Raw genomic sequence first — 15,115 nt, 5'->3', positions numbered from 1 at the left:
CAAGTGGACGGGTTCCCGGCACGATTGGAAGAGCGCCATGACTCAGTTCGCACTGCTTTACCCAGAACGATTCAACATTGGAGTCTGAATCTCAACCCGCCTCACACACTAAATTCCGGATACCTCCTGCTGCTTCGCAAAGGCTAACCGAACAGGTTACAGCGCTACCAGCGGTCAACCCTGATGAACCTACGCAAGGAAAACGGACTCGCCGCCCGCGGGCTCGCTGCCAGGGTGGCCGGACCCCACGAGCCAGCGTCGCAGCGTCCAGAGCCGCGGTAGCCGTTTCAGCTGCACCGTCGTCACTCAGACGATCCACGCGGCTATGGATTACGCCGATGGGCGAAAGCTAGTGGTGTTCTATAGACGCACGAAGCAGTTCAAGTGTAGGCGAACCCAAACAACGTCATGCCAGGTCCACGTACCTATACTGCCCAGGCGCCCTCATCCACAGAGACCCAACATGCAACTCGAAACAACTCAAGCAGTTCACGCCGGACCAGTCGATGCATTGGTCACTTACATGAGCGACTGCGGGTTCACCGCATCCAACCTTACCGCCTTCACTCTTTCGTTGGCACTTGAATACGTATACCAACCTCATCCACGCTTCTGGCGGGACTTCGACTTGGCATATCTCGTCCAAGCGATAACTCTCTGCGCCCCCGATTGGCGAGCTCCCCTCAATCGAGCCAATCGCCCCGCAGAAAGCGCGGACAAGATGCTCACGGATGTCGGGGATTACTTGCGCGTCAACGCGTTCGACGAAGCAAACGCCGAAATGATGCTGACGCTACCGGGTCACGCACGTCCATCAGACGCTGCCTGCGAGTTCGATTGGATTTCCGCTCAATTGGCCAGCAACGGGTTAAACACGGAGCTCGAGTTCGCGAAGCGAGACCGCGATGCCTGCGGTAGTCATGCACTCGAGGTTCTGCACTGTCTTGAGGAAGCCGCGCAGGGACGCACCGTCGACAGAACTGGGACTCTCGTCGCTCGTGTATATCGCGACTCTGTTATGGATAGGCGCGTGCCTTTTTGAGCGCAGACGACGGCCGGGCCACCGCCCTCCGAAAGTCGACGCGCGCAGACGGCCATCGTCGAGCAACTGCTGCGTGCCGGTCGATCAGTCACCGGCGCAGTCGTTCAACCCTGATGCCCCGTGAGGCCATGACCGGCATCCGAGGCGTCATAGACAGACGTCAGAGGGGCTAGGAAGTGCCCGGACTGAACTGGACATGCCGATATCAGAAACGAAAAAGCCGACCCACCGGGTCGGCTTTTTCGCGTCGAATCGCGGTCGATTGCCACCGCGAAACAAACCTTCAAACGTACAGCCGATTCCCGATAAAGCAAAACGTGGCCGATCGGGAAATAAAGCATAACGTGTCCAGGTGGACACCTTATGCTTAACGGCACACCGCGGCACAGCGCGGCGCGGCATGAAATCTGGTGGGCCCCCCGGGAGTCGAACCCGGCACCAACGAATTATGAGTTCGCTGCTCTAACCAAGCATGAGCTAGGGGCCCAGACGAGAAGCATGGCGTGCTACACGCCACCCCGGCAACGAAGCCGGGCCGGCATTGTAACAACAAAGACGACAAAGGGAACGAACGCCACCGGCATCATGCGGATACCGGCGGCGTTCGCAAGAGAAACGCCGGAAATCAGTTCCCTTCGAGGAACGACTTCAGCTTGTCGGAACGGCTCGGGTGACGCAGCTTGCGCAGCGCCTTGGCCTCGATCTGACGGATCCGCTCGCGCGTGACGTCGAACTGCTTGCCGACTTCCTCGAGCGTGTGATCGGTGCTCATCTCGATACCGAAACGCATCCGCAGCACCTTCGCCTCGCGCGGCGTCAGCGAATCGAGCACGTCCTTCACGACGTCGCGCATGCTGGCATGCAGCGCGGCATCCGCCGGCGCGACCGTGTTGGTGTCCTCGATGAAGTCGCCGAGATGGGAATCGTCGTCGTCACCGATCGGCGTTTCCATCGAGATCGGCTCCTTCGCGATCTTCATGATCTTGCGGATCTTGTCTTCCGGCATCTCCATCTTCTCGGCGAGCGTTGCCGGATCCGGCTCGAGACCGGTTTCCTGCAGGATCTGCCGCGAGATGCGGTTCATCTTGTTGATCGTTTCGATCATGTGAACCGGAATCCGGATCGTGCGCGCCTGGTCCGCGATCGAGCGCGTGATGGCCTGACGGATCCACCACGTCGCATAGGTCGAGAACTTGTAGCCGCGACGGTATTCGAACTTGTCCACCGCCTTCATCAGGCCGATGTTGCCTTCCTGGATCAGGTCGAGGAACTGCAGGCCGCGGTTCGTGTACTTCTTCGCGATCGAGATCACGAGACGCAGGTTGGCCTCGGTCATTTCGCGCTTCGCCTGGCGCGCCTTCAGTTCGCCGGCCGCCATCTGACGGTTGGTTTCCTTCAGGTCCTTCAGCGGCAGCACGACGCGCGCCTGCAGGTCGAGCAGACGCTGCTGCTGTTCGCGGATCGCCGGGACGTTACGCGACAGCACCGCGCTGTACGGATGGCCTTCCGCAGTGATCTTCTCGGCCCAGTCGAGATCCGTCTCGTTGCCCGGGAAGCGTGCGATGAATTCCGAGCGCGGCATGCCGCACTTGTCGACGACGATGTGCAGGATCTGGCGCTCGACCTGACGCACTTCGTCCACCTGCGCACGCAGCGTGTCGCACAGGCGTTCGACGGTACGCGCGGTGAAGCGGATCGTCATCAGCTCGCTCTGGATCGTTTCCTGCGCCTTCAGGTAGGCCTTCGACTTGTAGCCTTCCTTTTCGAACGCGCGGCGCATCTTGTCGAACCACTCGCTGATCTGCGAGAACTTCTCGAGCGACGCACGCTTGAGGGCTTCGAGTTGGGCGGCGTTCGCCGACGCCTGCGCGGCGCCGTCGTCTTCCTCCTCTTCCTCTTCTTCCTCTTCCTCTTCGGCTTCCTCGTCCTCGTTCTCGATGGCTTCCGCTTCCTTCGCGGAGAAGCCGTCCGTATCGGCGGCATCCGCGGCGTTCGGATCGAGCAGGCCGTCGACGAGCTCGTCGACGCGGATCTCTTCGTTCGCGACGCGTTCGGCCATCGCGAGGATGTCGGCGATCGTCGTCGGGCATGCGGAGATCGCCATCACCATGTGGCGCAGGCCGTCCTCGATTCGCTTCGCGATCTCGATTTCGCCTTCGCGCGTGAGCAGCTCGACCGTGCCCATCTCGCGCATGTACATCCGGACCGGATCGGTCGTGCGGCCGAATTCCGAATCGACGGTGGACAGCGCGACTTCCGCTTCCTCCTCGACTTCATCGTCCGACGACGCGGCCGGCGCGTTGTCGTTCAGGAGCAGCGTTTCCGCGTCCGGCGCCTGCTCGTAAACCGCCACGCCCATGTCGTTGAACGTGCCGATGATGCCCTCGAGGGCTTCGGTCTCGGTGAAGTTGTCCGGCAGGTGGTCGTTGATTTCGGCGTACGTGAGGAAGCCGCGCTCCTTGCCGAGCTTGATCAGCGCGCGCAGTTTCACGCGGCGCTCTTCGAGCTCCTCGGCCGTGCCCGGCGTGCTCGTCGCGAACGCTTCCTTCAGCAGCGCCTTTTCCTTGGCGCGACGATCACGCACCTTGGACTTGCCCGGTGCAGCCGCGGCTGCGGGCTGCTCGTCGCTCTGATTTGCGTCGTCTTCGACGGATACTTCGTTCAGCTTTTTGGTCATGGAGTTCGCCGTACCGGCTATATCGACTCGCGGCTGCTGGACGACAGCCGGTTGAACCGTGGGTGCATGAGTAGTACGTACTGCCGTTTCGTCCGCGTCGGCAGTCGTGTCCCTTGCGCTTTTCGCACTTGCCCGCTTCGCCGCCGGCTTGGCCGGCCCGGAGTCGGGTCTGGCGGCAGCCCGTGTTCTGGCTGCCGGTGCCGGCGCAGCCTGAGCGGTGCCGGCCGCGGTTTTCTTTCCTTCAGGGGCTGACGTGGCTGAAGACGTTGTCCTGGTGGAAGAAGCAGACTTGGCCGCTGTGACCTTCTTGGTCGGCTCCGTCGAGCCCTTGCCTGTTGCTTTCTTTCCGCCTGTCGTCTTTGCCATCGCGATTCTCGCCTCTGCTTGGAAAACAAACCGCTGGAAACCTTATATTATAGCACGCTGGGGAGCCCTCTCTAAGCGCCCCGGCCGCCTACAGCCCGAGCCGACGCTTCATGTCGGTTCGCTGCTGGTTCAATTCCGTCAATTCAGCCAACTCCTCGGGGGTGAAGGTGGATTGCCGCGCCAGCCTGTCCAGCCGGTCGCAGCAGGCGTCATAACGCATCTTGAGCACCGCTGCCTGCAGCTCCTCCCCCGCGATCCGCTCCTGCTCGCGTTGCCGCTCGAGCACCGTCTCGTCTTCCGGATTCTGTAACAGCAGATCGCGGACGTTTTCATCATAGTCCAGAATTTCGCGGAAGATTTCCTCGTAAGTCGCCCCGTTCGAGGACGCCCTCAGGACATCCGACAGCAGCCGGAACTCCGCGCCGTCGCCCAGCGCACGCGCATGATCGACGACTTCCGCGAACAATTCGCCGATGCGCGGCAGCGCGCGCAGGGTCGCGATCTGTTCGTCGTCGAGCTGCGATGCGATGCGCGGATGCATCACCAGCGTGCGCAACGCGCGCTTTTCGCTGTCCGTCACGCGTCGCCGCTCGCTGCGCGCGGGCGCCTGGCGCGGCGCCGCCGCGATGCGCGTATCGACTTCCGACAGCCCCGCGACTTCCTCGAACGGGATATCGAGGCGGTCGGCGAACATGTGCATGATCTGCGCGCGCAATGCATTCGCGGGCAGCGCCTGCAACAGCGGCTTCGCATCGAACAGCGCCTTCGCGCGGCCTTCCGGCTGATCGAGCGCCTTGCCGGCAATTGCTTCGTTCAACAGAAATTGCGACAGCGGCATCGCGCGTTCGACCTGCTCGGAGAACGCGTCCGCGCCGAACTCGCGCACATAGCTGTCCGGATCGTGCTCGGGCGGGAGAAAAAGGAACCGGATCGTCCGGTTGTCGCCCGCATGCGGCAGGCAGGCCTCGAGCGCGCGCCGGGCCGCGCGCCGCCCGGCCGAATCGCCGTCGAAACTGAAAATGACCGTGTCGGTCTGGCGCAGCAGCTTCTGCACGTGAATCGGCGTGCACGCGGTGCCGAGCGTCGCGACCGCGTTCGGAAAGCCGAGCTGCGCGAGCGCGACGACGTCCATGTAGCCCTCGACGACCAGCACGTACTTGCGCTCGCGAATCGCGAGCCGCGCCTCGAACAGCCCGTACAGCTCGCTGCCCTTGTTGAACAGCGGCGTTTCCGGCGAGTTCAGGTACTTCGGTTCGCCGCTGCCGAGCACGCGGCCGCCGAAACCGATCACCTGCCCCTTCACGTTGCGGATCGGGAACATGATCCGCTCGCGGAACCGGTCGTAACGGCGCGCGACGCCCTGCGCGTCGGTTTTCTCGCTGACGATCACGAGCCCCGCTTCGACGAGCGACTCGTCGCGATAATCCGGGAACGCGGCCTCGAGGTTCTGCCAGCCGTCCGGCGCATAGCCGAGACCGAAGCGCGCGGCGATCTCGCCGGTCAGGCCCCGGTTCTTCAGATACTGGATCGCGACGGTCGCGCCGCGCAACTGCTTGCGGTAGTAGTCGCACGCCGTCGTCATCGCGTCGGACAGCGCGGTCGCCACCGATTTCGACACGGGCGCCGGATAGTCGCCGCCACCGCCTCCGCCCCCACCGCCGCCGCGCATCGACGGCTCGTGCGGCACGGTCAGCCCGACGGATTGCGCGAGTTCCTGCACGGCTTCCGGGAACGTGAGCCCCGCATGTTCCATCAGGAAGCCGATCGCCGTGCCGTGCGCGCCGCAACCGAAGCAGTGATAGAACTGCTTGGTCGGGCTGACGGTAAACGACGGGCTCTTCTCGTTATGGAACGGGCACAGCCCCATGAAGTTGGCGCCGCCCTTCTTGAGCTGCACGTACCGGCCCACCACGTCGACGATATCGACGCGGTTCAGCAAATCCTGCAGGAACGAATGCGGAATCACCGTGGGATCGAGCGAAAAAGGACGATACGACGCCCGGCGCACGCATCGCTGGGCGCGCCGGGAACGGGTTTTACTTCGTGAGCGCGGCCTTGACCTGCGCGGAAACGGCCGTCATGTCGGCACGGCCGGCGAGCTTGCCCTTCAGCACGCCCATTACCTTGCCCATGTCCTGCGGGCCCGCCGCGCCCGTTTGCGCGACCGCCGCCTGGACTTCGGCCGCCACTTCGGCGTCCGACAGTTGCGCGGGCATGTAGCCGCCCAGCACGGTCAGCTCGGCCTGCTCCTTCGCGACGAGATCGTCGCGGCCAGCCGCCTGGAACTGGCTGATCGAATCCTTGCGCTGCTTGATCATCTTGTCGATCACGGCCGTGATGCCGGCGTCGTCGAGCGTGACCCGATCATCGACCTCGCGCTGCTTGATCGCGGCCATCAGCAGGCGAATCGTTGCCAAGCGCTCGCTTTCCTTCGCGCGCATCGCGGCCTTCATGTCTTCGCTGATCTGCTCTTTCAAACTCATCTTTCACCCGGGATGGAAACGTGAATCCGACGCCCGCAAACGGGCGTCAACACAAAAACCCGCTTGGGACATTGTCTCAAGCGGGTTGCTCGAATCCGGCATCGGCGACTCGCCGCCTGATCGGCTGCACGATCGCACCCGATCGCACGGAATCGCCGGTGCGCCGCTCAGTGAACCGCGCGGCGCCCAATCGTTCAGTACAGCTTCTTCGGCAACGTCTGGCTGCGGATACGCTTGTAATGACGCTTCACCGCAGCAGCCTTCTTACGTTTGCGTTCTGCGGTCGGCTTCTCGTAAAACTCGCGCGCACGAAGCTCGGTCAGCAGACCGTTCTTTTCGATCGTGCGCTTGAAGCGACGCATTGCAACTTCGAACGGCTCGTTCTCTTTAACGCGAATGATCGTCATGATCCGACACGAATAAAGGTTTGCAGGGAAAGACTACCGAGTATAGCAGAGCGATTGCCCAAAGGCACGGGGCCGGGCCCCGCCGGAACGGCGCCGGCCGGCGCGTCACGCGCCGCGCGCATACTCGGCCGCGGCCTGCCCGGCCGCCGTGCCGGACGCCCACGCCCACTGGAAGTTGTACCCGCCGAGCCAGCCCGTCACGTCCACCGCCTCGCCGACGAAGAACAGCCCCGGCACGCGCGCGCTCATCATCGTCGCGGACGACAGCTCCCGCGTGTCGACCCCGCCCTTCGTCACTTCGGCCTTCCTGTAGCCTTCGGTACCGTTCGGCGTCAGCGTCCAGCCCGACAGCGCGTCGCCGATCTGGCGCAGCGTCTTGTCGGGCAGATCGGCGAGCCGCGCGTCGGCCGCGACGCGATGCGTGTCGAGCCACGCATGCGCGAGGCGCGCCGGCACCCAGTCGGCGAGCAGCGAACCGATCTGGCGCTTCGACGTGCGTTTCGCCTCGAGCAGGTCGGCCACCGTGTCGCGCTGCGGCAGCAGGTCGATGCGAATCGGGTCTCCGGGCTGCCAGTAGCTCGATATCTGCAGGATGCCGGGGCCGGACAGGCCGCGATGGGTCAACAGCAGGTCCTCGACGAATTCGCCGCCGCGCTTCCTGTCGCCGGTCGATACGCGCACTTCGAGCGACACGCCGGACAGCGGCGCGAACGGCGCCCAGTCCTGCGGCGCGAACGTCAGCGGCACGAGCGCGGGCCGCGTATCGACGAGCTTGTGACCGAACTGCTTCGCGAGCCGGTAGCCGAAGTCGGTCGCGCCGATCTTCGGGATCGACAGGCCGCCGGTCGCAATGATCAGCGCGCGCGCGCCGATCGGCCCGGCCTGCTGCGTATCGAGCACGAAGCCGTCGGACGGCGCATGGCGCACCGCGTCGACGACGACGGGCCGGCGCCATGCGACGCCGCCCGCGTCGCACTCGTGTTTCAGCACGTCGATGATCGCGTCGCTGCCATGGTCGCAAAAGAGCTGGCCCTTGTGTTTTTCGTGCCAGGTCACACGATGGCGCTTGAGCAGCCCGAGGAAGTCGCGCGGCGTATAGCGCGCCAGCGCCGAGCGCGCGAAATGCGGATTCGACGACAGGTAGTTGTCGGGCCCGGCATACAGGTTCGTGAAGTTGCAGCGGCCGCCGCCCGAGATGCGGATTTTCTCGGCGAGCCGCGGCGCGTGATCGATCAGCACGACGCGACGGCCGAGCTGCCCGGCGACCGCGGCGCTCATCATGCCGGCGGCGCCCGCGCCGATCACGGCGATGTCATAAGTTTCCATGGCGCGGATTGTACCTGCCCGGCATCGGGCCCGGGCCGCCGCCAGCGGCGGCCCGCCGTCGCCTGCTATACTTTCCGGTTACGTTGACCTATCCGAGGCGCGTCCGAAACGGCGCGTCCTGCCCTCACCCATGCTCGTTCTCGGCATCGAAAGCTCCTGCGACGAAACCGGCCTCGCGCTCTACGACACGCAGCGCGGCCTGCTCGCGCACGCGCTCCATTCGCAGATCGCGATGCACCGCGACTACGGCGGCGTCGTGCCGGAGCTCGCGTCGCGCGACCACATCCGGCGCGCGCTGCCGCTGCTCGAGGAAGTGATGGCGCAAAGCGGCACGCGCCGCGACGACATCGACGCAATCGCATTCACGCAAGGCCCCGGCCTCGCCGGCGCGCTGCTCGTCGGCGCGAGCATCGCGAATGCGCTCGCGCTCGCATGGAACAAGCCGACCGTCGGCATCCATCACCTCGAAGGGCACCTGCTGTCGCCGTTGCTGGTCGACGAGCCGCCGCCGTTCCCGTTCGTCGCGCTGCTGGTGTCCGGCGGCCACACGCAGCTGATGCGCGTGACCGACGTCGGCGTGTACGAGACGCTCGGCGAAACGCTCGACGACGCGGCCGGCGAAGCGTTCGACAAGACGGCGAAACTGATCGGCCTCGGCTACCCGGGCGGCCCCGAAGTATCGAAGCTGGCCGAAACGGGCACGCCAGGCGCGGTCGTGCTGCCGCGCCCGATGCTGCACTCGGGCGATCTCGACTTCAGCTTCAGCGGCCTGAAGACGGCCGTGCTCACGCAGATGAAGAAATTCGAAGCGGCGAAGCTGGAAGGCGAAGCGCTCGAACGCGCGAAGGCCGACCTCGCGCGCGGCTTCGTCGATGCGGCCGTCGACGTGCTCGTCGCGAAGTCGCTCGCCGCGCTGAAGAAGACGAAGCTCAAGCGCCTCGTGGTCGCGGGCGGCGTCGGCGCGAACCGCCAGTTGCGCGCGGCACTGTCGGCGGCCGCGGCCAAGCGCGGCTTCGACGTGCACTACCCCGATCTCGCGCTCTGCACCGACAACGGCGCGATGATCGCGCTCGCGGGCGCACTGCGGCTCGGCCGCTGGCCGGAACAGGCGAATGCCGACTACGCGTTCACGGTGAAGCCGCGCTGGGATCTCGCGTCGCTCGCACGCTGAATCGCACCACGCGACACCGTCAGCCGGAAAACAGAAGGCCGCTCGAACGAGCGGCCTTTCTCATGGGTGCGACAAGACACCGCGGCGTTATGCAGCCAGCCGCTTGTCGCGCTCGATCAACGCATACGCGCTGTGATTGTGGATCGACTCGAAGTTCTCGGCTTCGAGCACGTAAGCGGCCACGCGCTCGTCCGCATCGAGGCGCTGCGCGATATCGCGCACGAGATCCTCGACGAACTTCGGGTTCTCGTATGCACGCTCGGTGACGAACTTCTCGTCCGGACGCTTCAGCAGCCCCCACAGCTCGCACGACGCCTCTTCTTCCGCGATGCGGATCAGCGCCTCGACCGGCAGATCGGCAGCCAGCTCCGCATCGATCGTCACGTGCGAGCGCTGGTTGTGCGCACCGTATTGCGAGATCTTCTTCGAGCACGGGCACAGGCTCGTTACCGGCACGAGCACCTTCAGGAACAGGCGCGTATCGCCGTTGCGGCTTTCGCCCGCGAGCGTCACTTCATAGTCGAGCAGGCTTTGCACGCCGGACACCGGCGCCGTCTTGTTGACGAAATACGGGAACGTGACTTCGATGCGGCCGGCTTCGGCTTCGAGCTTTTCGAGCATCGACGCGAGCATCGCGCGAAAACGCTCGACCGTCAGCGGCGCACGATTCTCTTCGAGCAGCGCGACGAAGCGCGACATGTGCGTGCCCTTCTGATCGGCCGGCAAACGGACATCGAGGTTCCAGACGCCGACCGTCGGTTGCACGTCGCCGCTTTCGGTACACACCGTCAACGGATGCCGGACCGCCTTCACGCCCACGCGCTGAATCGGAATCTGACGGGTATCCACCGTGCTCTGCACGTCGGGCATCACGAAGGCGGGATTCATCTGGTTCATCTTGTTCAATCCTTGTAAGCCGCGCGTTCGACGACGCGCACGCCGCGTCATGCGGCAGCCGGAAAAGCAACATGGGCCCGCAGGCCCATGTTTTCCGCATCAATGTAGACCGGTTGCGCCAGTCGCACCGACGCCGCCCGCGGGCGGCGTCAGCTTATGCGACGCGCTTCGCCTGACCGGCGACGTCGGCCGCCGGGTTCAGGAAGCGTTCGCGAATCGATTTCGCGATGCCCGCGCCGTCGAGGCCGCATTGCGACAGCAGCTTCGCGGGGTCGCCGTGATCGATGAACTGGTCAGGGAGGCCCAATTGTAGTACGGGTCGGATAACCCCACTCTCCATCAGGGCTTCCACGCAGGCCGAGCCCGCGCCACCCATCACGCAGCCTTCCTCGACCGTGACGACGTAGTCGTGCGTTTCGGCGAGCTCGCGCACGAGCGCCGCATCGATCGGCTTCACGAAGCGCATGTTCGCGACCGTTGCGTCGAGTTCGTCGGCCGCCGCGAGCGACGGCGCGACCATCGTGCCGAACGCGAGGATCGCGACGCGCTTGCCTTCCGGCTGCGACGTGCGGCGACGCACTTCGCCCTTGCCGAGCGGGATCTCGGTGAATTCCTTCACCGTCGCCACGCCCGTGCCCGCGCCGCGCGGATAGCGCACCGCGGTCGGGTTCGGCTGCTGGAGCGCCGTGTGCAGCATCTGGCGGCATTCGTTCTCGTCGGATGCGGCCATGATCGTCATGTTCGGGATGCAGCGCATGAACGCGAGATCGTACGCGCCCGCATGCGTCGCGCCGTCCGCGCCGACGAGGCCCGCGCGGTCGATCGCGAACACGACCGGCAGGTTCTGCAGCGCGACGTCGTGGATCAGCTGGTCGTACGCACGCTGCAGGAACGTCGAGTAGATCGCGACGACGGGCTTCAGCCCTTCGGTCGCGAGACCGCCCGCGAACGTCACCGCGTGCTGCTCGGCGATGCCGACATCGTAGTAGCGATCCTTGAAGCGCTTCTCGAATTCGACCATGCCCGAGCCTTCGCGCATCGCGGGCGTGATGCCGACCACGCGCGTATCGCGCTCGGCTTCGTCGCACAGCCACTCGCCGAACACCTGGGTGTACGTCTTCTTCGCAGGCGTGGTCGACGGCTTGATGCCTTCGGCCGGATTGAACTTGCCGGGGCCGTGATAGAGCACGGGATCGGCTTCGGCGAGCTTGTAGCCCTGGCCTTTCTTCGTCACCACATGCAGGAACTGCGGGCCGCGCAGTTCGCGGATGTTCTGCAGCGTCGGGATCAGCGAATCGAGATCGTGACCGTCGATCGGGCCGATGTAGTTGAAGCCGAACTCCTCGAACAGCGTGGCCGGCACGACCATGCCCTTCGCGTGCTCCTCGAGCTTGCGCGCGAGTTCGAGCACCGGCGGCGCGACGCTCAGCACACGCTCGACGCCCGCGCGTGCGGCCGCGTAGAAGCGGCCCGACATCAGGCGGGCGAGATGGCGATTCAGCGCGCCGACCGGCGGCGAGATCGACATGTCGTTGTCGTTCAGGATCACGAGCAGCTTCGCATCCTCCGACACGCCCGCGTTGTTCATCGCCTCGAACGCCATGCCGGCCGTCATCGCGCCGTCGCCGATCACGGCGATCGAGAAGCGGTCGTCGCCGTTCAGCTGGCTGCCGATCGCCATGCCGAGCGCGGCCGAGATTGACGTGCTCGAGTGCGCGGTGCCGAACGTGTCGTATTGGGATTCGCTGCGGCGCGGGAAGCCCGAGATGCCGTCGTACTGACGCAGCGAATGCATCTGGTCGCGGCGGCCCGTCAGGATCTTGTGCGGGTAGGTCTGGTGACCCACGTCCCAGACGATGCGATCGTTCGGCGTGTTGAACACGTAGTGCAACGCGATCGTCAGCTCGACCGTCCCGAGGTTGGACGACAAATGGCCGCCCGTCTTCGACACGCTGTCGAGCACGAACGCGCGCAGTTCATCCGCGAGCGGTTGCAGTTGGCGACGATCGAGGCGGCGCAAATCCGCCGGGTCGTCGATGGTTTTCAGCAAGTCGTACATCGTCGTTCCATTGTAGGAAATCAAACGCGCCCGCATTCTTTTGCACGCACCGTAGCGTGTGCGCGGCGGCGGGCTTTCGCGTCAGCTGACCCGGTTCACCACCAGGTCGGCAAGTTCGGCGAGACGCTGTGCGCGTGCGCCGAACGGTTTCAGCGCGTCGTGCGCTTCGGCGCGCAGCTGCGCTGCCAGCTCGCGCGACGCCTCGAGACCGAGGATCGATACATAGGTCGGCTTGTCGTTCGCCGCGTCCTTGCCGGCCGTCTTGCCGAGCGTCGCCGAATCGGTCGTGACGTCGAGAATGTCGTCGACGACCTGGAAGGCCAGACCCACGGCCCCCGCGTACACGTCCAGCGCAGCCATCGTTTCCGCCGAAGGCGTCTCGCCCGCCAGCGCGCCCATTCGCACGGCCGCGCGCAGCAATGCGCCCGTCTTCATCCGGTGCATCGTTTCGAGCTGCTCGCGCGTCAGCTTCAGGCCGACGCTCGCCAGGTCGATCGCCTGCCCGCCGGCCATGCCGATCGAGCCGCTCGCGAGCGCCAGCTCGCGCACGAGCGCCGCCTGCTGCACCGGCGACAGCGCATCGGCGTCGGTCAGCGCCACGAACGCCTGCGATTGCAGCGCGTCGCCGACCAGCAGGGCCGTCGGCTCGTCGTACTGCACGTGCACGGTCGGCTTGCCGCGACGCAGCGCATCGTCGTCCATGCACGGCATGTCGTCATGCACGAGCGAGTAGACGTGGATCATCTCCAGCGCCGCCGCCGCGGCGTTGCGGGCCGCCTCCGTCGCACCGGTCAGCTCGCCTGCCGCATGGCACAGCAGCGGGCGAACGCGTTTGCCGCCACCGAGGACCGCGTAGCGCATCGCCTCGTGAAGTTTCGCGGGCGTCGCGGTTTCGGCCGGCAGATAGTGACCGAGTGCGTCCTCGACACGGTCAAGCACGGACCGCATCCATTGTTCGAATGTCATAGATCGTCGTCTTCGCCGTCCGTGGCGGCCGTTCCGGACGAAAGCGGCTTCAGCGTCGCGCCGTCGAGCACGCGGACCTGCTGCTCCACTTTCTCGAGCTGCTGTTGGCAAAACGCAACGAGGGTCGCACCGCGACGATACGCCGCCAGTGAATCCTCGAGGCTCAACGCGCCGCCTTCCATCCGGGCAACCAGCGTCTCGAGTTCCGCGAGCGCCATCTCGTAATTGTCCGGCAACGGTTCGGTGCCATTGCCGGGCGGCGTGGCGCCTGGGGATGCGGTTTTCGCCATGGACGAGGTGTCAAATTTCAAAACAAGTCGGACATTCTACGGCAAAAGAGAATTTTCCGACCTGCCGTCTTGGGCGCCCGCGCACAATTCCGGCCCCATCTTCGACGCACAGTGTGCGCCTTTCGAGGGTGGCCCGACAAAAAATTGACACAAATCAGGCACTTAATCCTAGCCTTGCGAGGCGAACCGGGTATAATTCTCCGTTTCCCTAAATCGATTTTTCGATGGTTGGGTTGTTCACTGCTTTCACGCTAACACCGGGAGTGGGAATGTCCAATCTGAGCGATGCGCTTCAGTTGAAGTCGGCCCACAGCCAGCTTCCAGTCACTGCATATTTCGATGAGGCGCTACTCGAGCGCGAGATCGAAACCCTCTTCAAGAAAGGACCTCGTTACGTCGGGCACGAGTTGATGGTGCCCGAGGCGGGGGATTATTTTGCGCTGCCGTCCGAGAAGGAAGGCCGCGTGCTGGTCCGTAACCAGACGAACCGGATCGAACTGCTGTCGAACGTGTGCCGCCACCGGCAGGCGATCATGCTCAACGGGCGCGGCCACACGCAGAACATCGTGTGCCCGCTGCACCGCTGGACGTACGACCTCGAAGGCGAGCTGCTCGGCGCGCCGCACTTCCCCGACAAGCCGTGCCTGAACCTCGGCAAGAGCCCGCTGCAGAACTGGCAGGGGCTGCTGTTCGAGGCCGAGGGCCGCAACGTCGCGCGCGACCTCGCAAACCTCGGCACCAAGCATCACTTCGACTTCTCCGAGTACCTGTTCGATCACGTCGAAGTGCACGAGTGCGATTACAACTGGAAGACGTTCATCGAGGTCTACCTCGAGGATTATCACGTCGTCCCGTTCCACCCGGGCCTCGGCAGCTTCGTGTCGTGCGACGATCTCAAGTGGGAGTTCGGCGACTGGTACAGCGTGCAGACGGTCGGCGTGCACAACGCCCTCGCGAAGCCGGGCAGCGCGACATACCAGAAATGGCACGAGCAGGTGCTGAAGTTCCGCAACGGCGTGCCGCCGGAGTTCGGCGCGATCTGGATGGTCTACTACCCGGGCCTGATGATCGAGTGGTATCCGCACGTGCTGGTCGTGTCGTGGCTGATCCCGCGCGGGCCGCAGAAAACCACCAACATCGTCGAGTTTTATTACCCCGAGGAAATCGCGCTGTTCGAACGCGAATTCGTCGAGGCCGAGCGCGCCGCCTATATGGAAACGGCCGTCGAGGACGACGAGATCGCGATGCGGATGGACGCAGGCCGCCGAGCGCTGATGGCCCGCGGCGAGTCGCAGGTCGGCCCGTACCAGAGCCCGATGGAAGACGGGATGCAGCACTTCCACGAGTTCCTGCGCCGCCACCTCGGCGACCTCTGACAGCGGCCGCGGCGCCTCGACGCCGCCCGGCCGCCGGCAAGCGAAAAGACGGGCT

At 64.8% G+C, this 15,115-nt stretch carries 12 protein-coding genes and 1 tRNA gene; 3 read left to right on the top strand and 10 right to left on the bottom strand.

Annotation, left to right across the window (positions count from 1 at the left end; all coding sequences use genetic code 11):
• Positions 1 to 463: 463 nt before the first annotated feature.
• A complete protein-coding gene (locus LGM42_RS19245; RefSeq protein ID WP_226232892.1) occupies positions 464 to 1,042 on the top strand; it encodes a hypothetical protein in 579 nt (192 codons plus the stop codon).
• Positions 1,043 to 1,450: 408 nt separating this feature from the next.
• On the opposite strand, the gene LGM42_RS19240 is transcribed toward LGM42_RS19245, so the two are convergent.
• The 6 genes from LGM42_RS19240 to LGM42_RS19215 form a co-directional block, all read right to left on the bottom strand.
• Positions 1,451 to 1,529, bottom strand: a tRNA-Ile gene (locus LGM42_RS19240).
• A gap of 138 nt (positions 1,530 to 1,667) precedes the next feature.
• Positions 1,668 to 4,085 carry an RNA polymerase sigma factor RpoD gene (gene rpoD, locus LGM42_RS19235; protein ID WP_226232891.1) on the bottom strand — a complete coding sequence of 806 codons (2,418 nt, stop codon included), beginning with the start codon at positions 4,083 to 4,085 and terminating at the stop codon, positions 1,668 to 1,670.
• An 88-nt stretch (positions 4,086 to 4,173) separates the two neighbouring features.
• Positions 4,174 to 6,051 carry a DNA primase gene (gene dnaG / locus LGM42_RS19230; RefSeq protein WP_060311290.1) on the bottom strand — a complete coding sequence of 626 codons (1,878 nt, stop codon included), beginning with the start codon at positions 6,049 to 6,051 and terminating at the stop codon, positions 4,174 to 4,176.
• Between the two features lie 70 nt (positions 6,052 to 6,121).
• On the bottom strand, positions 6,122 to 6,568 hold the full coding sequence (locus tag LGM42_RS19225) for a GatB/YqeY domain-containing protein (protein ID WP_006479409.1): 447 nt from the start codon (positions 6,566 to 6,568) through the stop codon (positions 6,122 to 6,124).
• Positions 6,569 to 6,762: 194 nt separating this feature from the next.
• Complete coding sequence (gene rpsU, locus LGM42_RS19220; protein WP_006479415.1) at positions 6,763 to 6,975, bottom strand: 30S ribosomal protein S21; 213 nt, start codon at positions 6,973 to 6,975, stop codon at positions 6,763 to 6,765.
• Between the two features lie 105 nt (positions 6,976 to 7,080).
• Positions 7,081 to 8,310 carry an NAD(P)/FAD-dependent oxidoreductase gene (locus LGM42_RS19215; protein WP_269135827.1) on the bottom strand — a complete coding sequence of 410 codons (1,230 nt, stop codon included), beginning with the start codon at positions 8,308 to 8,310 and terminating at the stop codon, positions 7,081 to 7,083.
• Between the two features lie 121 nt (positions 8,311 to 8,431).
• On the opposite strand from LGM42_RS19215, the gene tsaD reads away from it, so the two are divergent.
• Entirely contained in the window at positions 8,432 to 9,472 is a 1,041-nt protein-coding gene (gene tsaD, locus LGM42_RS19210) for a tRNA (adenosine(37)-N6)-threonylcarbamoyltransferase complex transferase subunit TsaD (protein ID WP_059582919.1), read from the top strand.
• Positions 9,473 to 9,559: 87 nt separating this feature from the next.
• Here tsaD and folE2 read toward each other — a convergent pair whose 3' ends face one another.
• From folE2 to LGM42_RS19190, 4 genes are all read right to left on the bottom strand, one after another.
• Positions 9,560 to 10,369: a GTP cyclohydrolase FolE2 gene (gene folE2, locus LGM42_RS19205; RefSeq protein ID WP_059583149.1), complete on the bottom strand. Its 810-nt coding sequence runs from the start codon at positions 10,367 to 10,369 to the stop codon at positions 9,560 to 9,562.
• Positions 10,370 to 10,523: 154 nt separating this feature from the next.
• A complete protein-coding gene (gene dxs / locus LGM42_RS19200) occupies positions 10,524 to 12,428 on the bottom strand; it encodes a 1-deoxy-D-xylulose-5-phosphate synthase (RefSeq protein WP_059582921.1) in 1,905 nt (634 codons plus the stop codon).
• An 81-nt stretch (positions 12,429 to 12,509) separates the two neighbouring features.
• The gene (locus tag LGM42_RS19195) at positions 12,510 to 13,394 is read right to left on the bottom strand and encodes a polyprenyl synthetase family protein (protein ID WP_050011336.1); all 885 of its coding nucleotides are present in this window, start codon (positions 13,392 to 13,394) and stop codon (positions 12,510 to 12,512) included.
• The gene (locus LGM42_RS19190; RefSeq protein ID WP_006479428.1) at positions 13,391 to 13,684 is read right to left on the bottom strand and encodes an exodeoxyribonuclease VII small subunit; all 294 of its coding nucleotides are present in this window, start codon (positions 13,682 to 13,684) and stop codon (positions 13,391 to 13,393) included. The genes LGM42_RS19195 and LGM42_RS19190 overlap by 4 nt, the downstream gene beginning before the upstream one ends.
• Before the next feature lie 269 nt (positions 13,685 to 13,953).
• On the opposite strand from LGM42_RS19190, the gene LGM42_RS19185 reads away from it, so the two are divergent.
• Positions 13,954 to 15,060: an aromatic ring-hydroxylating oxygenase subunit alpha gene (locus LGM42_RS19185; protein ID WP_059582927.1), complete on the top strand. Its 1,107-nt coding sequence runs from the start codon at positions 13,954 to 13,956 to the stop codon at positions 15,058 to 15,060.
• The last annotated feature ends 55 nt before the right edge of the window (positions 15,061 to 15,115 follow it).

The organism is Burkholderia sp. AU39826 (assembly GCF_020419965.1).
Taxonomy (GTDB): domain Bacteria; phylum Pseudomonadota; class Gammaproteobacteria; order Burkholderiales; family Burkholderiaceae; genus Burkholderia; species Burkholderia semiarida.
Note: the sequence above shows the minus strand (reverse complement) of the source record. Positions and strands in the feature narration are given on the sequence as shown.